General features: G+C 58.8%; 17 protein-coding genes, 1 tRNA gene and 1 pseudogene. 11 read left to right on the forward strand and 8 right to left on the reverse strand.

Going from position 1 to position 24,727, the window contains the following annotated elements; genetic code table 11:
• Positions 1-391 (forward strand): annotated as a pseudogene (locus tag DWB67_RS18310) (IS5 family transposase); the annotation flags it as partial.
• 221 nt (positions 392-612) lie between these two features.
• Positions 613-702: transfer RNA gene (locus tag DWB67_RS10040), tRNA-Ser, on the forward strand.
• 267 nt (positions 703-969) lie between these two features.
• On the opposite strand, the gene DWB67_RS10045 is transcribed toward DWB67_RS10040, so the two are convergent.
• Positions 970-2,286 (reverse strand): mechanosensitive ion channel family protein, encoded by a 1,317-nt coding sequence (locus tag DWB67_RS10045; RefSeq protein WP_119807417.1) that lies wholly within the window; start codon positions 2,284-2,286, stop codon positions 970-972.
• Positions 2,287-2,519: 233 nt separating this feature from the next.
• Between DWB67_RS10045 and DWB67_RS10050 the strand changes: the two genes are divergently transcribed.
• Positions 2,520-3,026 (forward strand): cell wall hydrolase, encoded by a 507-nt coding sequence (locus DWB67_RS10050; protein ID WP_119807418.1) that lies wholly within the window; start codon positions 2,520-2,522, stop codon positions 3,024-3,026.
• Between the two features lie 63 nt (positions 3,027-3,089).
• Here DWB67_RS10050 and DWB67_RS10055 read toward each other — a convergent pair whose 3' ends face one another.
• From DWB67_RS10055 to DWB67_RS18575, 3 genes are all read right to left on the reverse strand, one after another.
• Positions 3,090-4,847 carry a cytosine permease gene (locus DWB67_RS10055; protein WP_119807541.1) on the reverse strand — a complete coding sequence of 586 codons (1,758 nt, stop codon included), beginning with the start codon at positions 4,845-4,847 and terminating at the stop codon, positions 3,090-3,092.
• 204 nt (positions 4,848-5,051) lie between these two features.
• Positions 5,052-5,654 carry a class I SAM-dependent methyltransferase gene (locus tag DWB67_RS10060; RefSeq protein ID WP_119807419.1) on the reverse strand — a complete coding sequence of 201 codons (603 nt, stop codon included), beginning with the start codon at positions 5,652-5,654 and terminating at the stop codon, positions 5,052-5,054.
• A gap of 268 nt (positions 5,655-5,922) precedes the next feature.
• A complete protein-coding gene (locus DWB67_RS18575; protein WP_119807420.1) occupies positions 5,923-7,794 on the reverse strand; it encodes a Hint domain-containing protein in 1,872 nt (623 codons plus the stop codon).
• A gap of 339 nt (positions 7,795-8,133) precedes the next feature.
• Between DWB67_RS18575 and DWB67_RS10070 the strand changes: the two genes are divergently transcribed.
• From DWB67_RS10070 to DWB67_RS10100, 7 genes are all read left to right on the forward strand, one after another.
• A complete protein-coding gene (locus tag DWB67_RS10070) occupies positions 8,134-9,732 on the forward strand; it encodes an ABC transporter substrate-binding protein (protein WP_119807421.1) in 1,599 nt (532 codons plus the stop codon).
• A gap of 9 nt (positions 9,733-9,741) precedes the next feature.
• Positions 9,742-10,830 (forward strand): ABC transporter permease, encoded by a 1,089-nt coding sequence (locus tag DWB67_RS10075; protein ID WP_119807422.1) that lies wholly within the window; start codon positions 9,742-9,744, stop codon positions 10,828-10,830.
• A complete protein-coding gene (gene nikC, locus DWB67_RS10080) occupies positions 10,827-11,738 on the forward strand; it encodes a nickel transporter permease (RefSeq protein WP_119807423.1) in 912 nt (303 codons plus the stop codon). Before DWB67_RS10075 ends, nikC begins: the two co-directional genes overlap by 4 nt.
• Positions 11,735-12,622 (forward strand): ABC transporter ATP-binding protein, encoded by an 888-nt coding sequence (locus DWB67_RS10085; protein WP_119807424.1) that lies wholly within the window; start codon positions 11,735-11,737, stop codon positions 12,620-12,622. Before nikC ends, DWB67_RS10085 begins: the two co-directional genes overlap by 4 nt.
• A gap of 3 nt (positions 12,623-12,625) precedes the next feature.
• Positions 12,626-13,378: an ABC transporter ATP-binding protein gene (locus DWB67_RS10090; protein WP_119807425.1), complete on the forward strand. Its 753-nt coding sequence runs from the start codon at positions 12,626-12,628 to the stop codon at positions 13,376-13,378.
• A 93-nt stretch (positions 13,379-13,471) separates the two neighbouring features.
• Positions 13,472-14,401, forward strand: coding sequence for an MYG1 family protein (locus tag DWB67_RS10095; RefSeq protein WP_119807426.1), 930 nt, complete (start codon positions 13,472-13,474; stop codon positions 14,399-14,401).
• A 198-nt stretch (positions 14,402-14,599) separates the two neighbouring features.
• The gene (locus DWB67_RS10100; protein ID WP_119807427.1) at positions 14,600-16,528 is read left to right on the forward strand and encodes a TonB-dependent receptor plug domain-containing protein; all 1,929 of its coding nucleotides are present in this window, start codon (positions 14,600-14,602) and stop codon (positions 16,526-16,528) included.
• A gap of 49 nt (positions 16,529-16,577) precedes the next feature.
• Here the strand turns inward: DWB67_RS10100 and DWB67_RS10105 are convergent, their stop codons facing one another.
• The 4 genes from DWB67_RS10105 to DWB67_RS10120 are packed head-to-tail and all read right to left on the reverse strand — an operon-like array spanning position 16,578 to position 22,948.
• Positions 16,578-17,378 (reverse strand): sugar phosphate isomerase/epimerase, encoded by an 801-nt coding sequence (locus tag DWB67_RS10105; protein WP_182911549.1) that lies wholly within the window; start codon positions 17,376-17,378, stop codon positions 16,578-16,580.
• Positions 17,375-18,607 (reverse strand): DUF6005 family protein, encoded by a 1,233-nt coding sequence (locus tag DWB67_RS10110; protein ID WP_119807429.1) that lies wholly within the window; start codon positions 18,605-18,607, stop codon positions 17,375-17,377. Before DWB67_RS10110 ends, DWB67_RS10105 begins: the two co-directional genes overlap by 4 nt.
• Positions 18,604-21,327 (reverse strand): IucA/IucC family protein, encoded by a 2,724-nt coding sequence (locus tag DWB67_RS10115; protein ID WP_119807430.1) that lies wholly within the window; start codon positions 21,325-21,327, stop codon positions 18,604-18,606. Before DWB67_RS10115 ends, DWB67_RS10110 begins: the two co-directional genes overlap by 4 nt.
• On the reverse strand, positions 21,317-22,948 hold the full coding sequence (locus DWB67_RS10120) for an IucA/IucC family siderophore biosynthesis protein (RefSeq protein WP_119807431.1): 1,632 nt from the start codon (positions 22,946-22,948) through the stop codon (positions 21,317-21,319). Before DWB67_RS10120 ends, DWB67_RS10115 begins: the two co-directional genes overlap by 11 nt.
• Before the next feature lie 278 nt (positions 22,949-23,226).
• Here DWB67_RS10120 and DWB67_RS10125 point away from each other — a divergent pair, with 278 nt between their 5' ends.
• Complete coding sequence (locus DWB67_RS10125) at positions 23,227-24,618, forward strand: M20 family metallopeptidase (protein ID WP_119807432.1); 1,392 nt, start codon at positions 23,227-23,229, stop codon at positions 24,616-24,618.
• Positions 24,619-24,727 lie beyond the last annotated feature (109 nt).

The raw sequence follows: 24,727 nt of genomic DNA on the forward strand, positions 1-24,727 counted from the left end.
CGGCCTGACGACTAAAATCGTCGCGCTAGTGGATGCGCTCGGCAATCTGATCCGTTTCCTATTATTGCCCGGGCAGGCACATGACACAAAAGGCGTCGCGCCACTGATCTGTAACGTTCCCTTCGGGGCTCTTCTGGCAGACAAAGCGTTTGACGCGAACTGGCTCCTGGAAGAACTGGATGCACGTGGGGCATGCGCCGTGATCCCACCGAAATCAAACTGAAAGCAACAGCGTAACTACGACGCAGACGCTTACAAGTGGCGCCATATGGTTGAAAACTACTTCGCAAAGATCAAGGAATTCCGAGGTATAGCAACACGCTATGACAAGACCGATTGCAGCTACACCGCCAATTGGAACCTCGCCGCAGCCCTGATTGCTTCAAGATGAATGTCCACGGGCCCTAGTTGTTGGTCTAGAACGGCAACAGTCGTACAGCATACGGAACGTAGGCAGATCGATTTATAATGAGCTATTGAATCAGCATGTTGCGGTCACGGTGTCGAAAATTCTTCTTTGCTCCACCCGCAAATTTTTACGACAAAAAGAATAATAAATATCTTGGCAAAATGCCCTTGCCACCTCTGTAAGACATCCATATACGGATCAGCGGAGATGTGGCCGAGTGGTCGAAGGCACGCCCCTGCTAAGGGCGCAGGCCCGAAAGGGTCTCGAGGGTTCGAATCCCTTCGTCTCCGCCAAATACCGTTTTTATTAATAAGACTTGAACGCTTAACCGCGCGTTCTTTACCAGTCTGCATTCTCGGCTGTCGGGGTCCGGGAAGTTAATGGCTGCGCGGATGTGGCAGCCGGGTTTTGTTTTCCAAACTACCTGATAATGCCGTTGTTGATGAGTAGAAGTTCGGGCCGAACAATCTGAGTGCAGCCCCGCTTTGGAAGTGGCACTGATCGCTCTCGGCAAGTGCTTAAACCGGATCAAATGCGCCGTTGGATTTGAAAACACCGGATCAGGCTGGATGGCCTGATTGCCGATCCAGCAGACGGACTTCGCGTTGCGGAAAAGGGATGCTGACGTTATGGACTTTGAATGTATCCCATAGCGCCAGAAAGACTTTTCCGCGTATGTTAGTTAGTCCGCCGGTCGGGTCCTTGATCCAGAACCTTAGCACATAATCGACGCTTGAATCGCCAAATCCGGTTATGTGGCAAACCGGAGGGCGGGTGCTTAGAACGCGGTCATCGGTAAGTGCGGCTTCGGTGGCGATGCGGCGCACCAGATGGGGATCATCCGCATAGGATGTGCCGAAATGGATATCCAGCCGGACGAATTCATCCGAATGCGACCAGTTAACGACCTGTCCCGTGATCAGATCCTCGTTCGGGATTAGATATTCGCGGCCATCCCGCGTCGAGATCGATGCATAGCGCGCCCCCAGATGGTTGATCCAGCCAAAGGTTTCCCCAATCGAGATGACGTCGCCCGGCTTGATGGATTTGTCCATCAGGATGATGACACCTGACACCAGATTGGAAACAACCTTTTGTAAACCGAAACCGATGCCCAGACCAATCGCTCCGGACAGGAATGCCAAAGCCGTCAGATCAACGCCGATTGCACGCAGGCCGATAATGAAGGCCAGAATGAAGAGGGCGGTCTGCAGCAGCTTGACGGAAAGGACCCTCATGGATGGCGACAGGTTCTCGCTGGCGGCGATGCGGGCTGATAGCCAGCGCGACAGAAATTTCGCGATCAGGAAAAAGACCACAAGCGTGGTGACCATATGCAGGGCCATCAGGGCCGAAATGCGGATCTCGCCCATCTCGATGGCCAGCTGGTCCAGAAACCGCGCCATGTTGCCGGTCAGCCCCAGCAGGCGCAATGTCACCCAGATCAATGCGGCCCATCGCACGGCCCTGCGTAAAAGGGGGTTTGCGATCAACCGCGTTGCAAAGGCGATGATCAACCATGCAAACGTCAGATTGCATAGGGACAGCAGCAGATAGGACCGACTGGGCCATGTCACCTGCTGCATGATGCTGACGGTGATCCAGACCAGAATAACGAAGAATATAGATCGCAGGCGCCGGTATGCCAGAACCAGAACGCGCAAGCGCCACATCGGCCACCCCTCGCGTGATTGCATCCATTGGCGCAGGCGGGGGCCGAAAACCGCCCGTAAAATATGGGCCATGACCAGCAAAACCAACGCAATGATAACTTGATAGGTATTCCAGGGCCGCAGAAGATTTGCGACCAATATCTGTCCCTGTGCCAGCAGGTACTGACCAAGGGTGACAAGCTGGTCGATGAAGGTCTGGTCCATAGGATGTGATGTCCGTGATCCGTGCAGGGCGATGGTTATCCTATTGTGGTGCAGAAACCTGCGTCTGTCAGCGTCCTATCGGCGTTTGGTATTTGTCTATCGGCATCGGGCGGGCCACCACATGATGGCGGGCCGTCTGTCAAATGCGAAGCGGTTTCGACGTTGAGGGGCGGGCGGGGATGCTGCTAGGTTCCAAAGGACCGCTTTTGAACCAGCCGCAGGAAGTGCCGCGAATGAGATTTCTGAATATCAAACTGCCCGTTGTACTTTCGCTTGCTGCTGTAACTGCTCTTTCGGCCTGTGGCGGTTTCGGGCGGCCTAGTGAATTGGAGTGTATGGAGCGGGTGATGTATTTCGAATCCAACCGTTCCAGCCGCGACGGTATGGTGGCGGTGGGGACCGTGGTGATGAACCGTGCGACCTCTGGGGATTATCCGCGATCGGTTTGCGGGGTTGTTTCGCAAAAAGGACAGTTTGCCCCCGGCGTGATGACCAAGAAAATGAATCCCAAATCCGCCCCGCTGATCAGAGAGGCGGCAGTTTCGGTCATGCGCGGGGAACGCCATCCTATGGTCCAGCAGGCGAAATTTTTCCACACAGCCGGATATCGGGCGGGTTATAATAATATGCACTATGTGCTGGTGACTGGCGGGAACGCTTTTTATGAACGCCGCAGGCCCGAACTGGTCACACAGCCCGTTCCACCCCAACCGATCGAGGGGATCACGGGCCGCCGCTGATCATATAAAAAAAAGCCGCCCGTCGATGTTCGACGGGCGGCTTTTTTTTTGCGAGTAAATGGATCAGATCGCGTGTTCGTTCATCAGATCGCCCAGACGCTGGAAGGACTTTGCCCTTTGCAGATCCCACCAGGCAAAGACGAAATACACAAGGGTGCACCAGATCGTCAGATCATAGAACATTTCGCGGTTTGCCAGATAGGCCACCGTATCGGGGCTGTTGAACAGCACCCGCCATGCAAGTCCCATCGGCAGGATCAGACCGATCAAGATCCAGACAGTACGGATGATCTTGGTGACCAAAGTATCATCTTTGACCGGCTGAAGAACCTCGCGCGCTGCAAGGTCCCGATGGTGGCCTTGCACGGCGGTGTTGAATTCGGCCAGCTCGGCCTCGGCCCGGGGCCAGCTGCCATTGGCACCTGCGCGTTTGGCAAGCTGCGTATACAGCACAACCGACAGGATCCACGTCGGAATGAATAGGTAATAGAACGGGAAAATATTGATCAGGTTCAGCCCGAAGCCAAAGATCAACGCCACCGCCCATGTGATAATCGCGGGCGTGTTCTGGCGCGAACCGCTTAGCTTATGCCAATAGGTCTTCATGCCAAGGCGAGGGAACAGCTGCTGTTCGGCGAAGACAATGCCACCGACAGGCACAAGCAGCAGACCGGCATAGGTCACCAGCGGCAGGAAGCTGCGATAGATGATTGGGAAACAGCTGCCTGCAACGACCGCTGCGCCAACAATCAACGTCACCTTGGTCCGCGAAGTATTGGGGAAGACCGCTTGGGCGGCAAGACCCGCACGGTAAAGGTTGGAGTTTGCCGTAGTCCAACCGGCCACGATTACAATAACAAATCCACTAGTGCCGAGTGCAAGATAGGCGACATCACCTGGGGACACGAACGCGATCGAGGTTTTCATCACGGCTGCTGTCGCCGCCCCCATCAGTGCCGCCGAAATCCATGCCACATAATGGCCGAACATCATGCCGGTTGCGGTGCAAATGCCATATCGTGCCTTACGGGCATAGCGGAACAGTGCCATGTCGATCAGACCAAAGTGCGCAAAGGTATTCGCAGCCCATGCAAAGCCGATGACTTCCCAGATGCCGATGCCCGGTTCTCCGGCGGCATTGATGCCGGTAAAGACGGTGGCGCTGCCAAGGTCGATAAAATCGGCAAAGCTTGTCAGCGTGGTCTGGCCATTCAGCGATTCGCTTAGGGCAGGGATCAGGATCATCCCGCCTGCTGTAAACATGACCATCAGCCATGGTGCACAGATCGATGCGAACTCACTCAGGATATTGAACCCGTAATAGGCGACCAGCAGTGCGACGATACTTGCCGATGTCGCGACAACGACAAACGACAGGCTGGTCGGATAGGCATGTAATTGTGGCGGCAGGTCGAACAATACGCTAAGCGCGGTTGCCGATACGGTGATCATTGCAGCCGATATAACAACAAAAATTAATACATTGGCACCGTTATATAACCTCGAGAACAGCTCGCCCATGTTCTGTTCAAGATAGGTATAAAGGCTTAATCGTGTCTTCACCGCGACCGGTGCCGTGATCAGCCAGAAACTGAGCACCGCCAAGGCGTTACCGATCAGCAGGCCGATCAGGATGTCATGCATCGTTGCGCCAAGCGCCACGAATGCCGCGCCGATGACAAATTCGGTCGCGGCGACATGCTCTGCCGCATAAAGACCAAGGAAATGCTGGGGGCCGTGCAGGCGATGACGGGGCACGGGAAGCTGTTCGTCGTCCATTTTCGCGATGGAGCGACGAAAGTCGTTTGATGTGTCTGTCATATTGTCCATTCTCTTGCTGTCCGGACCGCCCTTGCCGACGGTAACCGTCCAAGTGCACCCCCTTAGCTCAGGAACCCGCTGCGTTCCATCCCCTGACGCGCGTCAACCCACGTGTTTTTATCCGCTCCGCCAGCCGGGCAAGGGCGTGGCAATAGCAGCACGTCAGTGGATCAGGGAATCTGGCCCAAAACATGGGCGCGGACGTCAAGCGATCATGAACACATCATAGCGCGTCGTTTTCCCGCCGATTTGATGTGACGGTGCGCGCAGCCCGTGTATCGGATCGGCTTTTGCAGGCCATTTCAGAACCACCCGCTTTTGCGCATACTCCAACGCGACCCGCATCAGATCAGCTGCATCGTCATCACTGCCAACAATGTCGCGCACCTGCCGCAGCTCAAGCTTAACCAAGGCCGAGGTTTTGCGCGGCGGGTGCATCGGATCGATCAGGATCGCTTCGGTTGCCAATTCGGGCAGCAGGTCTTTGGCATCACCATGCAGCAGCGTCATACGAGAGATAATATCGCGCAGCTCACCCCCCTCATCGAAGGCGCGCTGCATGCCGTCCGTCAACAAAGCATGCATTCTGGCCGAGCGTTCGATCATTGTGACCTGCGCCCCAAGCGAGGCGAGCAGGAATGAATCCCGCCCCAGCCCCGCCGTGGCATCGACAATGGCCGGTGTCTTGCCCGCACGCAGTCCCATCGCTTTTGCCAAAGCCTGCCCGCGACCACCACCAAAGCGCAAACGATGGCCAACCGCCCCGCCGACAAAGTCGATACGCAGTTCCTCGGGGATGCGGGTCATGTCAAAGCCGCCGTATTATCCTGCATATCCCGCCAGTCCCGAAGAATGTCTTGCTGTGATGCAGACTGCTACTTCCTGAACGGGCAATTGGTCAATGTTGCTTGGCATGGTGGTGGATTTGCCATCCGCGGCTTAACGGATGGTGTTCGAAACCTGACAAAGCGCGCTATTCGACAAGATGGGCTACCGAACAGGGTTGCACGTTATGGGTGTGCTTTTCTGCCGCCTGTCCATTTCATAAAAATAACCAGCGTTTCCACTATCTTCATTATGCATATGCAGAATTCTGATCATATGACATCTGCAACGGCTTTCCATTCCCAATATGCCGCATCACCAGTTTTTTCGCTTTATGCCCCTTCAGAATATTCGTTGCCGCCATTCGACTTTCTGCCGAAACGAATATTTCGTTATATTCCCGTTTCATCTTTTCAGGCAGTGCGGCCATTGCCTGTTTTCCCGGAAAGAAACTTTCCGACCAACAACCTTCAGCGCAAATAATCTGGTGCTGGTCAAATACCAGATGGATATATGTAATCGGGCCATCCGGTTGCGGCTGTGACACGCCTTTTATATTCAGAAACTCTTTTGCGGCAATCAGGGTGGATGTACCTGTCATGCGGGTTGCAATCTGGCTGTTCGACAAAATTCGATGCTGGGGCGAGACATGCAGATCTGCCGCAGGAACCGCGTTCCCCAATGCACCAGCAGCAATCTTGACGGGCCATAGATAGGGGCGGGTGGATAATTCGTTATAACCAAGAACCCGCCGATTTATGGCACGCAAAATGCGGATGCTGCCGTCATATATGGTGACGGGATCACCGGCCTTAAGCGTTTCGATCAATCGCGCGCCAGTAGGAGTCTGGATAGTGGTCCCTGCACAGAAACAAACGACATTGATATTCAGCCGGTTCAGATCTGCAATTGTTGTATCGTATATGGTGACGCTGCCGCTGGCCGAGTCGCTTGGCAGAGTAATCAGCAATGATCCGTCGTCCTGTTCCGAGGAGGCGGAGATCATCTCATCCATAGTAGTGAAATACGAGCTTAAATCAATGATATCGCCATCATTATTCGAAAAATCGGTAATGTAGGTATTTGACCCGCTGCTAACTCTGAACAGGTCCGTCCCTTCGCCGCCTGTCAGTGTATTGTTTCCTGAACCCCCATCAAGCGTGTCATTGCCTGTGCCACCATCAAGGCTGTCATCATTGGCTGCCCCGTAAAGATAGTCATTGCCGCCTGCGCCAAGTAATGTGTCAGCGTTAACACCACCATAGATGTCCTCGTGGAAAAATTGGCCCTGAACAGTGGTGTTTGTCGACCCCAAGCTTTGGGCAGATAACATTGTCATGCGGGCGAAATCATCGGCGTCACGGGCGTTATTTCCGGATAATCCTTCGATGGTTTCAGCCAGATCCGCGTAATGGGGCGAAAAAGATGCTGATTGGGTATAAGTTGTAACTGTGCCGTCGGAATATGTAATCGTCCCCGTACGGGACGTTGTGCCGATCAGGTAGGTTTCCGCAACTCCGTCCCCGTCAGCGTCGTAATCCAGATAATTGCCGGATCCACTCATCCCCCCAACGACCGTTGCACCATAGACCGTGAAATAACCGCCTATATCACCATCAATATCTTGTTCCGTATAGCTGCTTGATAGTAATTCGCCCGTGGTCTCGTGCAAGACACCTGCCTCTCCGTTTTCAGAGTAGGTAGCCGAAGGATATCCTGTAATGGTCACGGTGCCCGACAGATCGTCCGGATCGTTTGCAATCAACAGCGATGCTGCCGGCCCGTCGTAAAATTCGCCGGTGCTCGTTAGGCGATGGCCGGCTTGCAGGCTCATATCGAAACCGGCTTTTACATAGTCTGTTCCACTGGCGAAATCGTCACGATATTCGTTCCAAGGTGAACCATCGTCGGGTAAGGTATATTCATATTCGTTTGCGCGATGACTTTCCGATTCACCGTCCAGACTTTTTTGGGGGGTTGCTGTATAACCACCACCGGATTTCGGATCATGGTTGGCGCTGAAGTAAATGCCGCCCCCGATATGAACACCCGAAAACTTAACGCTTACCGTAGACGTATATTCGATATCGGTTGCGCTTGGATCAACAATGGTCAGAGCCATATTATCTGCCTTTCAACACGTTTAACTTCATTTTAAAAAGTCAAATCAGCAGTAACTAACGATATGCTGTAATATCGGTAACAGTCATGCAAGTAATTGAATGGAAAATACCAGCCATTTAATTTCCCCAATTTGTGCATAGTTTTTAAAATATCCACTAACAACCTTGGGTTGCTAGATGTGCATACCATGCATATTTATCCAAGTGCACCTTTTTTAGGCGTTATTTTGGGCTGCAAGGCCGGTCGCACTTGCGAAGTGCTTATCCTTGGGTCAACCTGCGTGGCGTGAAGCCCCCATCAAGCGGGGATCAGACGGACATCTTCAGGGAAGAAAAGCATGACATTTCAATTGACCACACGCGCCGCGTTGCTGGCCTCCGCATTGGCGTTTTCGACGGCAGCCTATGCCGAAACGCCTGCTGATACGCTGGTTGTGGCGCATACCATCGACGACATCATCACCCTTGATCCCGCCCAGACGTTCGAGTTTTCGGGCAACGACGTGAACAACAACACCTATGACCGTTTGGTCGATTTCGACCCGTTGGATATGGAAGCAGGCTTCAAACCCAGCCTTGCCGAAAGCTGGGAAGTGTCCGAGGACGGCACCTCGATCACCTTTACGCTGCGCGAAGGCGTGACCTTCCATTCGGGCAATCCGGTCCGTGCGGAAGACGCGGCATTTTCGCTGCGCCGCGCGGTCAAGCTGGACAAGACCCCCGCCTTTATCCTGACCCAGTTCGGCTTTACCGCCGATAATGTCGATGAGATGGTGACCTTTGACGGCAATACCCTGACCCTTAATCTGGATAAGGCCTATGCGCCGTCCTTTGTGCTGAACTGCCTGACCGCGAATATTGCCAGTGTTGTCGATAAGGAAACCGTCCTTGCCAATGAACAGGACGGAGATATGGGCAATGGCTGGCTGAATACGAACGAAGCAGGGTCGGGGGCCTATGCCCTTGCCACTTGGCGTCCCAACGAAGCTGTCCAACTGACCGCGAACGAGGATTACTGGCAGGGCGCGCCCGCAATGAAGCGCGTGATCGTGCGCAACGTCGCCGAATCCAGCGCACAGCGCTTGCTGCTGGAACAGGGCGACATCGACGTGGCCCGCAACCTGACGCCGACGGATGTAGACAGCGTCGGATCGGTTGATGGCGTCAAGGTTCAGGACGAACCGCGTGGCCGTATGATGTATATGGGTCTGAACCAGAAGGACGAACTGCTGTCCAACCCCGCCGTGATCGAGGCGATGAAATATCTGGTCGATTACGAAGGCATCACCGGCAGCTTCCTGAAAGGTCAGTTCACCACCCATCAGGCCTTTCTGCCGCTTGGCTATCTGGGCGTGCTGGAAGACCAGCCTTGGAGCTATGACGTTGAAAAGGCCAAGCAGATACTGTCCGACGCTGGCGTCGAAGGTGGCACCATTACCACGCGTGTCCGCGATCTGCGCGAATATATCGACGTCGCGCAGACCTTGCAGGCATCCATGGCGCAGGCCGGCCTGACGCTGGAGATCGAACAGATGACCGGCGCGCAGGTGCTGGACGCCTATCGGGCGCGCGAAGTGCCGATTTTTATCGGCGAATGGGGCCCCGACTATTCCGACCCCAACACCAACGCCGCCACCTTCGCCTTCAACCCCGACAACAGCGACGAGGCGAATGCCGTCGGTCTGCTGGCATGGCGCAACGCTTACGCCGTTCCCGAGGAAATGAACGAGGCGACCGTGGCCGCAACGCTGGAACAGGACGCCGAAAAGCGCGCCCAGATGTATAAGGACATTCAGGCGCAATATCAGGCCGAGGCACCTATCATCCCGCTGTTCCAGCGGATCGAACAGGCCGGTTTGCAGGATAACGTCCAGAACTGGTTCAGCGGCGGCGCGGTGACCTCGGTCATTTACCGTCAGGTGACGAAGGGCGAATAAGCTTTGTCTATGACCGACACCACGGGCGCCGGGGGGGATTCCTCCGGCGCAAACCGTCCCGACCCCTCGCATCGCAGCGCCATCCGCAGGCGGCGGGCCCGCAGTATCGCGGGCACGGTTCTGTCATTGGCCCTGACCCTGCTGGGCCTGTTGCTGGTGACCTTTATCATCGGTCGCGTGATGCCCATTGACCCCGTGCTGAAGGTGGTCGGTGACCGCGCGACCCAAGCGCAATATGACGCCGCCTATATCGCCATGGGGCTGGACCGCCCGCTGATCGTGCAGTTCATCGGCTATATCGGCGACGTGCTGACGGGCGATTTCGGACGCTCCATCTCGACAGGTCAAATGGTCAGTGACGATATCAAACGCGTTTTCCCCGCCACGTTCGAGCTGGCCTTCCTTGGCACCCTGATCGGCATCTTTATCGGTGTGCCGCTTGGCGTCATTGCTGCCGCACGCAAGGGCGGGATTATCGATCAGGTCGCCCGCGTCGTGGCCTTGGTTGGTTATTCCATGCCGATCTTCTGGTTGGGCCTGATGGGCCTGCTGATCTTTTATGGCATTCTTGGCTGGGTCGGTGGACCGGGCCGTCAGGGGATCATCTATGACGGGATGGTGCCGAACGTCACCGGCATGATCCTGCTGGACAGCCTGCTGGCGCGTGACTGGGCATCTTTCCGCGATGCCTTCAGCCACATCATCCTGCCGGCCAGCCTGCTGGGATATTACAGCCTTGCCTATATCAGCCGCATGACCCGCAGCTTCATGCTGGAACAGCTGTCGGCGGAATATGTCATCACCGCCCGCGTCAAGGGTATGTCAGAAAACGCGGTCATCTGGCGTCACGCCTTCCGCAATATCGCTATTCCGCTGACCACGGTCATCGCGCTGTCCTTCGGCTCGCTTCTGGAAGGCTCCGTCCTGACCGAGATCATCTTCAGCTGGCCCGGTCTTGGCCAATACATCACACGCGGCCTTTTGTCGGGCGACATGAACGCGGTTCTTGGCGGCACCGTCGTCGTCGGCGTCTGTTTCGTCGTCCTGAACCTATTCAGCGACCTGCTGTACCGCGTCCTTGACCCGAGGTCGAAATGAGCAACACCTTATCCCGTCGCGACTGGCTGCTGTCCGACGCCCCCCAGACCCGCAGACAGGCGCGCCTTGGGGCCATCTATCAAGGCTGGCTGACCTTTCGCGCCAATAAACTGGCGATGGTCGGGCTGATCATTCTGGTGCTGCTGATCGGCATGGCGATCTTTGCACCATGGATCGCCCCGCAAAACCCCTATGCGCAGGATCTGGGGTCGCGTTTGCAACCGCCATCTGCCGCGCATTGGTTGGGCACCGATGGCTTGGGGCGCGATATCATGTCCCGCCTGATCCACGGGTCGCGGATCACGCTGTTCATCGTCGGCACAGTGGCGCTGATCGCGCCGATCATCGGGCTGTTCATCGGCACGGTTGCAGGCTTTGCCGGTGGCTGGGTCGATCAGGTGCTGATGCGGATCACTGACATCTTTCTGGCCTTCCCCAAGCTGATCCTTGCGCTGGCATTCGTCGCCGCCCTTGGCCCCAGCATCGGCAACGCGGTTCTGGCCTTGGCACTGACCGCATGGCCGCCCTATGCGCGCCTTGCGCGGGCGGAAACGCTGACCATCCGCCACGCCGATTTCATCGCCGCTGCCCGTTTGCAGGGCGCGGGGCGGCTGCGGCTGCTGATCGGTCATATCTGGCCGCTTTGCGTCAGTTCGCTGATCGTGCGGGTGGCGCTGGATATGGCAGGGATCATCCTGTCGGCGGCGGGTCTTGGTTTCCTTGGCCTTGGCGCACAGCCACCGATGCCGGAATGGGGGGCGATGATTTCGGATGGTCGAACCTATATTCTGGACTTCTGGTGGGTCGCCGCCATGCCGGGTCTGGCGATCTTTACCGTCTCGATCGCGTTCAACCTGCTGGGCGACGGGCTGCGTGACGTCCTTGACCCGAAAGGAGACAAGTCATGACCGACGCTCCGCTTCTTTCCGTGCGCGATCTGCGCGTGACCTTTCCGACCCGTCAGGGCAGCTTTCAGGCCGTGCGCGGGGTCAGCTTTGATCTGGGCCGCGAACGTCTGGGCGTGGTCGGCGAATCCGGCAGCGGCAAATCGATGACGGGCCGCGCCATTCTGGGGTTGGTCCGGCCACCGGGGCAGGTCGCCGCCACATCGATGACGCTGGAGGGGGAATCCATCCTGAACCTCTCCGACCGCCAGATGCGGAAAATCCGTGGCGGGCGCATCAGTATGGTCATGCAGGACCCCAAGTTCAGCCTGAACCCCGTGATGACCGTCGGCCAGCAAATCATCGAGGCGTATCGCCTGCACGCCAAGGCCCCGCGTGCCGCCGCCCGTCAAAAGGCGCTGGAGATGCTGCAGGCTGTCCAGATCCGCGACCCTGAACGCGTGATGAACGCCTATCCGCACGAGGTTTCGGGCGGCATGGGCCAGCGCATCATGATCGCCATGATGCTGGCCCCCGATCCGCGCATCCTGATCGCCGACGAACCGACCAGCGCCTTGGATGTGTCCGTCCGGACCGAGGTGTTGAACATCATGGACCGTCTGGTGCGTGATCGCGGGATGGGGTTGATCTTTGTCAGCCACGACCTGAACCTTGTGGCGCGATTCTGCGACCGCGTGCTGATCATGTATGCGGGTCGTATCGTCGAAACGCTGGCGGCCAAGGACCTGCATAACGCGCAGCACCCCTATACCCGCGGTCTGCTGTCCAGCCTGCCGCGACTGGAGGCGCCAATGGAACGCCTGCCGGTTCTGCAACGTCAGGACAGCTGGCGCGACGGGGAAACACTGATGCCCCATGCTGACACCGACCTGCCCGGAGGGTTGTAAGCCATGCTGAACGTCAAAAATCTGAACGTCTGGTTCGGGCTTGTGCCTGACCGCGTCAATGCGGTCAAAAACGTCGAATTCAACGTGACTGCGGGCGAAAGCTTTGGTCTGGTCGGGGAATCCGGTTCGGGGAAGTCCACCATCCTGCGCGCGATTGCGGGGCTGATCCCGACATGGTCGGGGGATATTACCGTTGACGGCAAGGCGTTGAAAACCGACCGCCGCGACCGTGCGTTCTTCAAGACCGTGCAGATGGTGTTTCAAGACCCTTATGCCAGCCTGCACCCGCGCCATTCCGTCGATGCGGTTCTGGCCGAAACCTTACGCCTGCAAGGCATGGACAACATCGACAGCCGCATCACCAAGCTGCTGGACGATGTCGGTTTGGGCAAAGGGTTCCGTTTCCGCTATCCGCACCAACTATCGGGTGGTCAGCGTCAGCGCGTGGCCATTGCGCGGGCGCTGGCGGCTGAACCGCGTCTGTTGCTGCTGGATGAACCGACCAGTGCGCTGGATGTCAGCGTTCAGGCCGAAATCCTGAACCTGCTGGCCGATCTGCGGGGTGAACACGGGTTGACCTATGTGATGGTCAGCCACGATCTGTCGGTGGTGGGGCATATGTGCGACCGGCTGGCGGTCATGCAGCACGGTCGCATTGTCGAGGTGATGTCGGTCGATGCCCTGCGCAGCGGTGCGGGCGAACAGGAATACACCCGCCATCTGATCACCGCATCAGGGGGCTATCAGCCTGCCTGATTGAGCTTGGCAAGATTTTAGGGCAAACAGCCCGTCAAACGCCGTCAGGAGCCTTGGGTTCGGGCGGCGGTCCTTATTCGAAAGACCCCGTCCATGTCCGTTACCCAACTTGTGACCCACTCCGGCGCGTTCCACGCAGATGAACTGATGTCCAGCGTCATCCTGACCCGCCTGTTCCCCGATTCAACGCTGATCCGCACCCGCGACCGCGATCTGACCACCCCCGCCGAAGGGCGCGTGATCTATGACGTGGGCCGCGATTATGATGCCGATAAGAACATCTTCGACCACCACCAGCCCGACGCCCCCTTGCGCGAAGATGGCCAGCCCTACAGCTCTTTCGGGTTGATCTGGAAGCATTTCGGCATGGATTACCTGCGCGATATGGATATCCCCGAACATGATCTGGCCGAGGTCCACGGCTCTTTCGACCGTGGTTTTGTTCTGCCGATCGATCTGGTCGATAACGGTAAGCTAAGTCCCTCGACCGCAGGGCCGTTGCTGTCGGATATGACCCTGCCATCATTGCTGGAAGGCCTGAAGCCGGTTTTCGACAATGATGATCCCGACGCCGATGACAAGGCTTTCCACGCCGCGCTGCACATCGCCCGCGCCTTTGCCGAGGCGCGTATCCTGCGCAAATCATCCAAGCTGCGCGCTGAATCGCAAGTAATGGAGGCGATCGAAAAAGCCGGTGATGGCAAAGTGCTGGAGCTGCCGCGCGGGATGCCTTTCCGGTCTGCCGTGCTGAAGGCGGGTGCCGACCATCTGTTGTTTGTGGCCACCCCGCGCGGCACCGAATGGACGCTGACTGGCATCCGTTTGGCCGATGACGGGTTCGAGCTGCGCGCCGATCTGCCTGCCGCATGGGCCGGTCTGACAGATGAGGCGCTGGAAGCCGCCTCGGGCGTTAAGGGTGCAATTTTTTGTCACAACGCCCGCTTTATCGCAGTCGCCTCATCACGCGACGCCGTGATGCAGCTGGCCGATCTGGCCGTGACAGAGGCAACGAAAGACGAATAACCCCTGTTGCCGCGTCAGAACCGGCTGACGCGGCAAAGCGCCCGAACCTTGGTGAAGGCATGCGAATGTGCAACACCTCGCATTTGCGTGACATATGCACTTACTTGCAGGAATAAATCCGACTAAAACGCTTTCCAGCCAGCGGACAGCGGATCGTCGCCATCGCAAGCCAATCTTTGCACTCGATGGAGACGTCCCATGTCCAGAACCAGTCTGGCAGCGCTTTTGCTTGGCACTGCCGTTTTCCCTGCTTTCGCATTCGCACAACCCATCGTGTTAGAGCCGATCACGCTGACCGCTGATCAGCTGTCCACCAGTCAGGTGGGCGTGACCGAGGACCAGATCAGCGATGCGCGCAACGGAACCCTGAAAGATGTTTTCCGCGCCGAACCCAGCGTCATTGTCGGCGGCGGCATGGCGATCACCGAACGTGTTTTCGTCAACGGGATCGACCAGCAGCAATTGTCGGTGACAGTTGACGGTGCGGCCCAGAACAACCGCATGTTCCACCATACCGGCACCAATATCATCGACCCGAACCTGCTGAAAGCAGTGACCGTCGATGCAGGCGTCGCACCTGCGGATGCAGGTTTTGGCGCGCTGGCAGGCAGCATCGCCTATGAAACCAAATCCGCGCTGGATCTGCTGGAAGACGGACAGACCTTCGGCGGCGTGGTCACGACGGGCTATGCCTCGAACGGGAGCACGGCGGAAGGTGCATTGACGCTTTATGGCCGTCAGGGTCCGGTGGATGCGATGCTTTACGTCAAGCGCGTCACGGGCGATGATTACGAAGACGGCGCCGGTGATGATGTCGATTATTCGGGTGCCGATCTGGACAGCTATGCGCTGAAGCTGGGCGCCGAAATGGGCGACTGGCGTGCCGAATTCGGTTTGACGCAGGTCGTCGATGATGCCCTTCGCCCCTATCGCGCCAACCTTGGCGGTGTCGAAGGCCGCACGAACGAGGCACGCCGTTATTCGTTGAAACAGACGACCCAGACCCTGAACCTGCGCCGTCTGACCGCCGACGGTTTGTTTGACCCGGAATTCATCGTGACCCAGTCCAACAGCGATCTGGACACCTATGACCTGAACGATGACGGCAGCTATTCCTCGAACTATAACGAGGGTGACGCCGATACCTTTACCATCAAGGCCCAGAACCACTTTGCCTTGGGAATGATGGATGTCACTGCCGGTGTCGAACACAGCCGCAGCAAGGCCATCTATGAAGGCATCTATAACGACGCCTATGGCTATTACCGCGAAGATGTGACCAACACGGGCGCATACGCCCAAGCACGCGGTACCTATGACCGTTTCGATTACGGCGCCGGTGTGCGTTATGATGTCAGCCGCTTCACCGGTGCCGGTGGCCAGTCGGTCGATACCGAAGGTGCAAGCGCCAATGCCTCGGTGACGTGGCATGCAACCGATGCGTTGAAATTCGACGCGGGCTATTCGACGGTCTTCGGCGGCACGCCTCTGGCTGCTGTCTATGACCTTTATGACGCCTATGAGGCCGATGACGCCTATGACGACCTGACCCATTCGCGGGCACATAACACCATTCTGGGCGTCGAATGGACCACGGGCAACACGACCCTTGGCGGTGAATTGTTCCGCACCCGTCTGAACAACACCCGCAAGAAACTGGTCACCCATGACGTGGACAGCGAAGGTTTCCGTTTGTCGGCGCGTCAGGACTGGCAGGGCGGCTATGCCACGCTGCGTTACAGCGATACCGACGTCGAGGTCGATGGCGGCGCTGCCACCACCTATGAATTGCTGGATCTGGGCACGATCCCCGGTCGTATCCTGACGCTGGAAGCACGTCACGAGGTGATGTCGGGTCTGGAACTGGGCGGCGTCATCCAGCACACGCTGGACGAAGAAGCCACCGGTTCAGATGCGACCAGCGACTGGCCCAGCTATACCGTCGTCGATGTCTTTGCGGAATACGAACCCGCACAATATGACAACGTGACCGTCCGCGCCGAGGTCAACAACCTGTTTGATCGCGATTACATCGATCGCGCCAGCTATGGTGGTGATTACGCCGAAGTCTATGGCCAGAAAGAGGCCGGACGCAGCATCGGTCTGTCGCTGTCTGTCAGCTTCTGAACGCAGCTTCTGAAAAGCGAAAGGCCCGACATTCCGTCGGGCCTTTTTCCTATGCGGCTTTGCGGTTGGCGGTTTGTCGGATCACCGCAAGATCACCGGCCATCACCTGCGCCGGATCGGGACCGAACCATTCCAGCGACATATCCAAGCGCTGCGGCAGGGCAGGCAGGATACGGTCATAATCCAGAACGCCGTCAAACAAGCGGCACATGCCTGTGCGGTCGCCATCGGCATCATGGACATTTCCGGGCGCAAAGACGGTCAACCTGTCCCGCGTGGTCACGTTTTTAAGATGCACATGGCACAGATAGGGTGCCAACCTGTCCAATGCGGCTACAGGATCGGTGCCGCCTTCCCAGACGTGCAGGACATCGAAGTTCAGGCCGATGGCCGGATGGTCCAGCATCTGCATCAGATCGCAGGTTGCGGTCAGACTGTCGGCCAGCGTACCGGGATGGGTTTCGATGGCGATCTGCAGTCCCTGATCCTGCGCCATACCGGCGACCAGACGCAGGTCGCGTATAATAGCCGCACGATCAACCGCGCTTGCCTGATCCCAGCCCATCTGGCCCGCGAACAAGCGCAGTTTCGGGGCTTGCCAGCGGCTTGTCAGATCCACCAGACCTTGCGCCTCAACCAGATCGAAACCGGATGTCCCAAGCGGCAGATATCCCGACAGCATCGCCACATCGGGGCGTTCGGGCAGTGCGTCCCAGTCATCAGCCATTTCGCGGGCGTGGGGTGCCCAGATCTCGATCCCGTCAAAGCCGTGCTGGCGGGTATAGGCGGCCAGTCCCGCTGCTGTGGGACTGCTGTGGCGGAATGCGACGGAACAGGCGTGGATGCTCATGCGCGGCCCCCCCACCAGCGGGCATGCCATTCGGCCAGTGTCGCCTTGATGCCACGCTCCAGTTCGGTCAGACGGTCCAGTTCCTGCATCACGCGTGCCAGATCACCGGCATCGCCGTTGCGACCATAGGCAACCGCGCGCAGATGTACCGCATTCAGCCCGCCATGCAGTGCCGCGATCCGGTCGCAGCATTCCTCGAAGGTGTCATAATCATCGCCCTCGATATCACCAAAAATCGCCAGCGCATGTTCATAGGCGTATTTTCGGATCGCAATCACTGGCAGTTCGCGCAGGGCGTTTTCCAGATCGGCGCGGGGCAAAAATGTCGCGTGCGCCTGTACAATCCGGCGGATGGCGTCGATCAGCGGTGTGGCATCGGCGTCGAATGTTGCCTGATACATCGCCTGAATATTTGCGTCGCTGGCCGCATGTGCATCGGCGTTGTCGAACGCAAAGCCGCCCGCGACGGTACCACGCGTAAAGGCCGCACGCAGATCAGCGGCGGGGACGTCGCCCTCCCACCGGAAATCAGGGTCGCGCATCAGCCATGTCGCGGCGTCCGCGGTCGGTTGCAGCAGGGCGTAATGCGGGAATGGATCTTGCGCGAATTTATTGTCGCGCGATGGCAACATGAACATATCCACCATCGGCATGACATAGAGGCCGGGTCGCCAGTCGGCCAACAGCCTTTGCAGCCGCGCAAGATTGTCGGCCTTGGGGGCCGCATCATCATACCAGCGGGTGACATCCAGCCCGAACAACCGCTGCGCCCAGTCCAGATAGAACCCGTGGTCGATGTTTTCGGCGTGATAGGAAAGGCGCATCTTGTCGTCGACAATCACCTGACCGTCCCACAACCCCATATACAAAGGCCGGTGATCGATACCGCCCTTATCCTTCAGCGCCTGACACAGGCAACTGACGACGCAATGGACCTTGATGTCCAAAGGTTCGTCATTGGCTGGGGTGACGCCTGCCAAAGCCTGCGCGAGTGCCTGTACGGTCATGGTGGGGGCGCGGTCGAAGGTATCCTCGGCCATGTCGATGCCCGCTTCGTCCAGATGCAGCATTAGCGTCATCAGCGCGACGGAATCCAGTCCAAGGTCATGGCCCAGTCGTGCGTCGGGGCCAAAGGCATCCATGCGCGGGTTGGCCATCGGGCCAGACAGGATCGACTTGATCGTCTGCAGCACGGCGTCGGGGTTCGGGATGGTATTAGGCTGGTTCATGCTGTGGCCTTTGTCAGTGATGCGGCCAGATCGCGGCGGGCAATCTTGCCATTCGCGCCGCGCGGCAGGCGCTCCATACGGATCAATAATGCGGGACGCTGGCGGGGCGACAGGGCGTCGGCCAGATAGGCGTCCAGCGCCTGTTCGGTCACCTGACCGACATAGGCCAGCGCGGGACGTTGGGTGGACACAGCATCGGGGATGGCAAAGGCAACGGCATCCTGCATATCGGGCATAGCCATCGCAACGGCCTCGATCTGGTCGGGATAGACGTTCAGGCCCGCAACATCGATCACCTCGGCGGCGCGGCCCGCATAGATCAGGTGCCCGCGCGCGTCGATGGTGCCCAGATCACCGGTGTCGATATCGTTACCCGCACCGTGGATCATCACCGCATCGGGCGTATCGCCACCCGCCGTAATGCGAATATGGGGCAGGGGCGCGCCCATATCCTGTGGGCTGATGGGGGCGGCGGCAATCGCCAGACAACCGCCCTCGGAACAGCCGTATTGCTGGAACATATGGCGGCTTGCTGTGCGGATATCGTCAAACCACGCCTGTGGCAGCACCGTTCCCGATGACATCACCGCATGCAGCCCGTCCGGCCCTGCAAAGCGTGACAGCATATGCAGCAACGGTGGTGCTGCATAAAGCAGGGGCCGGTCAATGGCCTTCAGGTGGCGCAGCACGGCCTTGGGGTTGGCGCTGTCCAGCACAACTGGGCGATGCCTGCGCGCCTGACCCACCATGACGCCCGCGATCAACCCATAGGAATGGGTGACGGGAGCGGCGATAACGGGGGTCATCTCGGCTGCCTCGGGGAAGGCGCGGATATAGGCGTTGATTTCCGTGGCGATGGTGGCCCAGCTGCGGGCGATGATCTTGGGGGTGCCGGTGGTGCCGCTGCTCATCTGGATCAGGACGCCGCCGGGGGTGTGGGGGGCCGTTTGGCCCAGATTGGTAATGCCGCTGTCATGAGCCAGCGCGTCACAGCCCGCCCGACGTGCCAGATCCAGCGCCTGTTCGGCGGGGGTTTCGGGATGGATCGGATAACAGGACGCCCCTGCATCCCGCAGCCGCAGGATTTGTGACAGGCACACCGCCTTGTCGGTCAGGTGCAATGCGATGCGGCTGTGTTCAGGGTCGCGGCCCTGCATCAAATCGGGCAGGGCCGCGTCGTTGGGGTCCACGATGCGGTCATCAAGGCAGAACAGGTCGGGCATCGGTTCGGGTGTCCTTAGCGGATTTGGGGCAGGGTGGGTGGCCGTCACGCCCAGCAGACGCGCAGCAAGGCTTTCGGCGCGATAGGTCGGCAGGTCGGTGTCAAAGCCGGCCACAGGGCACAGCACATCGCGGGTCATTGCCCAGAATGCCGTTTCCGGTAGCAGCCCGCGCCGGTGCAACAGATTGGCCAGATCGGACAGCACATGCGTCACAAGGCAGTCCATCACCAGATCGCGCAAATCGGTGGGCGACCCCATGCGGTGATATTCACCATCGGGGGCATCGGCCATTGCAGGCTCAATCACGGTCAGGTCGGGCAGCAGGTCGGGGCGGGCCAGACGGTCGTGGACATATTCCAGACTTTCGCTGAAATCGCGGGCGATCAGGCCGATGGGCCAGCCGTTTTCATGCCGGATCAGCATGTTCTGGCCATGCGCCTCCAGCGCAATGCCGTGATGGGTCATCAGATGCCAGACGGGGCGCAGGACCGACAGCAGTTGCGCCACCCATGCACGGGTGCCGTGGCGGGCCAGCCATGGGGCGATGACGGGGCTGCCATCGGGTTCGGTCAGCGACAGCATCGACAGTGGCACCGCATCATCGGGTGGGGCGATGCGGCGGATGACGGCCAGTTGCCCGCCCAGTTCGTCACGCCCGACGATGGCCGCGCTATGTTCGGGCAGGATCGTCAAGCCGGACAGCTGCGGGTCGCTGGCCACCACCTGCATCAGCCATTCCGATATCGCAGGGGCGACCGCCACCGACCACGGCACCAGATTGCGGATAGATGACGTGACCCCGACCCCAAGCGCCAGCTTCAGATGATCACCCGTTGCGGGGGCCAGTGTCCGCAGGGATGCGGTCGCCTGCATTGCGGGACCGCTGTGGTCCAGCAATCGGATACGGCCCTGCGCCATCCAGCCCGCGATCACCGGATTGTCACGCAGGCGGTTCCATTGCCACGGATGGACCGGTATCGCGCCAGCTGGCGCAAACCCCGCCGCGACATCGCTGCCCGTGCGGGTGATCAGATCGTTATCGACTGCCAGCCACAGGGGACGGATAGGCGCCGCGCCCTCGGGGGAATAAGCGGCGTTATCGGCGTCGGAAAATCCGATGCGGGCTTTGAAGCCGGGGTGATAGGGGTGGCCTTCGGACAGCGCCGCCTCTAACGCCTGCCCGCGCAGGGACAGGCGGTCGGGCATAACCGGTCCGGCGGCGCGCAGAAAACCCGCGCTGCGGCTTACGGCCAGCAGCAGGGTATCGGCATTATAGCCGGCATTTTGCAGACCGCCGCCCAGCATCTCCAGCGTCAGCGGGTTTCCCTGATGGTCCAGCGGACCAGCCAGCAGTCGCACCCGACCGGTCATCTGCACGCGATGGGGCGCGCGGATCGTCAGATTGCCGATGGTCCAGCCGTTGGGGGCGGGATGCAGGATGCCTTCGAATGCCAAAGCCTCGATTGTTTGGCGCAGGGCGCGGGTTTCAGGCAACATCGGCAAGGACCTTGGCTGCGATATGCTGCGGCAGGGGATTGGGTACCCTGATCATCGGCGCACGTTCACCGGGGATCAGCAACTCGTCGGTGCCGCCAAGCTGGGTCAGCATATTGCCTTTGGCTGGAAGTGAGGCTTCCGTCAGCCAACGCAATGCCAGCGTCCCGCCATGACCGGGAAGATGGGCCAGCTTGCCAAGATGCGCGGCCAATTGGTCCAATGCACAAGCTTCGGGCAGCAGATCGTCCAGCGCCATCCGGTGGATGACGCCAAAGACCTGATTGACGATCAGGGTATAGGCCAGCGCGTCTTCCGCCTCGGGGCGGGGATAGACAAGCTGGGGAATGGCACGTAATTCGGCGTCGGCCATATCGTGGGCGACATAGAAGCCCTGGTTGTCGCGGATATCGCAGCGGCGCGGCAACCCGTGGGACAGATCCAGCAGGGCGTTCTGCTGATGCGCCTCGACGGTGATGCCTGTGGCGTCATACATCCGCAGCAGGGGCGCAACTGCGCAGGCCAGATAGGCGTCAAACCACGCAGCGGGTTTATGACCCTGCATCACCTGCGCCAGAAGCGATTTCTGCCCCGGCAGTGGTTCGGCCACCAGCCCCGCCACTTGCATGACCTTTCCGCCCTGCCACGGATTGTCGCGCAAGATCACCTCCAGCCCCGATTCACGCTGGCCGGACAGGCGCAGGGTCAGCCAATGCGGATCACCGATCAGCCGCAGTGGACCAAAGCGCGACATCAGCTTGCCGATCCGCGCCGACATGGCAACACCTGCCAGCAATTCATGCCGCTTGTTCACGCGCTGCGAATTGGTGATGGTCACGGGCAAGGATACCTTGACCTGCCATTGGCTGTCTTGCTGCCACAGCGTCCGGACCGAGGATGTCGCCCACCACGCATCCCCCACAGGCCCCAGATCGCGGATGTCGCCGTTTTCCAGCATCGCGGCAATCTGCGGCTGTTGCTTTGCACGGTCCCATGTCAAGGGATGCGCGGGCAGGATGACACGACCCGGACCTGCGTCGAGATCCATACCGGACAGTTCACGAATGACATCAGGGTCGGTGCCGTCAACCAGATCCGCGCGGACCGAAAGCGCATGAAGGCGCAGCTGGCCATGCCAGTCGGGGGTTATGGCACGTTCTTCGGCATCGCTCATTCCCGTCAGGGCTTTGGGGCAGGGGTGCATCCAGTGACCGAAGATCAATGCCTGTTCGGCGGTCAGGAAATCGGGTTCGGTCTGCGGTGCGGCCAGACGTGCGGGAACCATATCGGCGATGCGGTCACGGCTGTTCAGAATGCGCGACACCAGCAGATCCGCCGCCGCCCCCTGTTCGACCGACAGCCACTCCAGCATCAAGGCCAAGGCCTGACCTGCGTCGATGTCCGCCGCCCCTTGGGTGCCATGCAGCGTCAGCGACGTAATACGCCCCAAACCGGTCTGCATATCCTGGTCCAGTTCGACCTGCATCCAGCCATCGGCAACCGGTATCCGCGACAGGTTCAGGCCCAACTCTCGTTTGGTGCAGATCAGCAGGGCGCGCAGACTGGCCAGATCGGCAATATAGTCGGGATCAGTGTCGGCACAGGGGTCGCAATTTAGCATCATCGCCTCGGGTATTTTGCAACCGCTTGGGATTGCAGTGACTTATGAGGCTGGCGAATGCTGGCTAAGGCAGACCTATTATTCTTTAGTATTACAGTCAACAATAAGGCTGATGATTTAATACGCTTTTATATTTGCGTCACACGGGGGGAAATTGCCGTTGTTGCAGATATCGCTGGACGGTCGACCGGATATGGCGACGATCCGCGCATGCCATGTGATGCCCCGTTGATATAAATCATCACAGCGACATTGCCGCCGTATAGCGTGAAGGAAATACAATGACCCGAAATGCCGCCCTGCAACGCGTTCAGACCTATTTCGACAAGGGCATGTTTCAATCCGAACTGGGCGATCTGGTCGCCTTCGAAACGGAAAGTCAGGAACCGGCATCAGCGCCGAAGCTGCGTGACTATCTGGATCTGGCGATGCTGCCGCGGCTGACGGGAATGGGTTTCACCTGCCGGATCATCGACAACCCCGATCCGCGCGGCGGCCCCTTGCTGCTTGGCACGCGACACGAAGGCGACGATCTGACCACGGTGCTGACTTATGGTCATGGTGATGTCATCCGCGCCCAGCACGACCAGTGGCGGGAAGGATTGCAGCCCTTTGTTCTGACCGTAGAGGGCGACCGCCTTTACGGTCGCGGCACAGCCGACAACAAGGGCCAGCATCTGATCAATATCGCCGCATTAGAGGCGGTGCTGGCAGAAAACGGCTGTCTGGGGTTCAACATCAAGATCGTCATCGAGATGAGCGAGGAGGTCGGATCAGGCGGTTTGGCGCAGGTGTTTCGCGATCACAAGAAGGAACTGGCTGCGGATGTGCTGATCGCCTCGGACGGGCCAAGATTGCAACCCGATGTGCCGACGCTGTTCATGGGGTCGCGCGGCGGGGCAACCTTCGATCTGGTGGTAAATCTGCGGGACGGGGCGCATCATTCGGGCAATTGGGGCGGGTTGCTGGCTGATCCCGCGATGATCCTATCGCATGCGCTTGCCTCTGTTACCGATAAGCGGGGGCAGATATTGGTTCCGGAATGGCGCATCGACAGTCTGACCGACGATGTCCGTGCCGCGCTGAAAGACTTGCCGATCGACGGGGGGGACGGCCCGCAGATCGACCGCGACTGGGGCGAGGAAGCGTTGACGCCCGCCGAACGTGCGTTTGGCTGGAACAGCTTTGCCATCCTTGCGATGAAATCGGGCGTTCCGGAAGCGCCGGTGAATGCCATTTCCGGCCATGCCCGTGCGACCTGCCAATTGCGTTATGTTGTCGGCACTGATCCCGATGCGATCCTGCCGGCCTTGCGCGCACATCTGGATCGCGCAGGCTTTCCTGATGTCATGATCGAAGCGCATGACCGAAGCATCTTTGCGGCGACACGTCTGGACCCGACCCATCCTTGGGTGGGTTTTGTCGCAGCCTCTGTCCGTGCGACGGTGGGGCGTGATCCCCACATCCTGCCCAATCTGGCCGGATCGCTGCCCAATGACTGTTTTGCCGATATTCTGGGCTTGCCGACGATATGGGTGCCGCATTCCTATCGGGGATGTTCGCAACACGCACCGGATGAACACGCCCTGAAGCCGCTTTGCCGCGAGGCTTTGCAGATCATGGCGGGCATTTTCTGGGATATCGGACATCAGGATTCGGCACCGGTTCCCTAAGAAGGCGGGCAATTTCTGCCGTAGCTGAAAGTTTCAGGGAAAAACCTGCCTGCCGCGTTAACAAATCGTTGACAAAATGCCCCGAGTGTCGCGCATGTTACATACCAGT

This window comes from Paracoccus sp. JM45 (assembly GCF_003590715.1).
Classification (GTDB): Bacteria; Pseudomonadota; Alphaproteobacteria; order Rhodobacterales; family Rhodobacteraceae; genus Paracoccus.

Excerpts from the sequence above, each read along its gene's own strand:
- DWB67_RS10060 (WP_119807419.1), bottom strand. The coding sequence starts at position 5,654 with ATGACCCGCATCCCCGAGGAACTGCGTATCGACTTTGTCGGCGGGGCG.
- DWB67_RS10095 (WP_119807426.1), top strand. The coding sequence starts at position 13,472 with ATGTCCGTTACCCAACTTGTGACCCACTCCGGCGCGTTCCACGCAGAT.
- nikC (WP_119807423.1), top strand. The coding sequence starts at position 10,827 with ATGAGCAACACCTTATCCCGTCGCGACTGGCTGCTGTCCGACGCCCCC.
- DWB67_RS10100 (WP_119807427.1), top strand. The coding sequence starts at position 14,600 with ATGTCCAGAACCAGTCTGGCAGCGCTTTTGCTTGGCACTGCCGTTTTC.
- DWB67_RS10045 (WP_119807417.1), bottom strand. The coding sequence starts at position 2,286 with ATGGACCAGACCTTCATCGACCAGCTTGTCACCCTTGGTCAGTACCTG.
- DWB67_RS10110 (WP_119807429.1), bottom strand. The coding sequence starts at position 18,607 with ATGAACCAGCCTAATACCATCCCGAACCCCGACGCCGTGCTGCAGACG.
- DWB67_RS10070 (WP_119807421.1), top strand. The coding sequence starts at position 8,134 with ATGACATTTCAATTGACCACACGCGCCGCGTTGCTGGCCTCCGCATTG.
- DWB67_RS10125 (WP_119807432.1), top strand. The coding sequence starts at position 23,227 with ATGACCCGAAATGCCGCCCTGCAACGCGTTCAGACCTATTTCGACAAG.
- DWB67_RS10120 (WP_119807431.1), bottom strand. The coding sequence starts at position 22,948 with ATGATGCTAAATTGCGACCCCTGTGCCGACACTGATCCCGACTATATT.
- DWB67_RS10055 (WP_119807541.1), bottom strand. The coding sequence starts at position 4,847 with ATGACAGACACATCAAACGACTTTCGTCGCTCCATCGCGAAAATGGAC.
- DWB67_RS18575 (WP_119807420.1), bottom strand. The coding sequence starts at position 7,794 with ATGGCTCTGACCATTGTTGATCCAAGCGCAACCGATATCGAATATACG.
- DWB67_RS10115 (WP_119807430.1), bottom strand. The coding sequence starts at position 21,327 with ATGTTGCCTGAAACCCGCGCCCTGCGCCAAACAATCGAGGCTTTGGCA.
- DWB67_RS10075 (WP_119807422.1), top strand. The coding sequence starts at position 9,742 with ATGACCGACACCACGGGCGCCGGGGGGGATTCCTCCGGCGCAAACCGT.
- DWB67_RS10105 (WP_182911549.1), bottom strand. The coding sequence starts at position 17,378 with ATGAGCATCCACGCCTGTTCCGTCGCATTCCGCCACAGCAGTCCCACA.
- DWB67_RS10085 (WP_119807424.1), top strand. The coding sequence starts at position 11,735 with ATGACCGACGCTCCGCTTCTTTCCGTGCGCGATCTGCGCGTGACCTTT.
- DWB67_RS10050 (WP_119807418.1), top strand. The coding sequence starts at position 2,520 with ATGAGATTTCTGAATATCAAACTGCCCGTTGTACTTTCGCTTGCTGCT.
- DWB67_RS10090 (WP_119807425.1), top strand. The coding sequence starts at position 12,626 with ATGCTGAACGTCAAAAATCTGAACGTCTGGTTCGGGCTTGTGCCTGAC.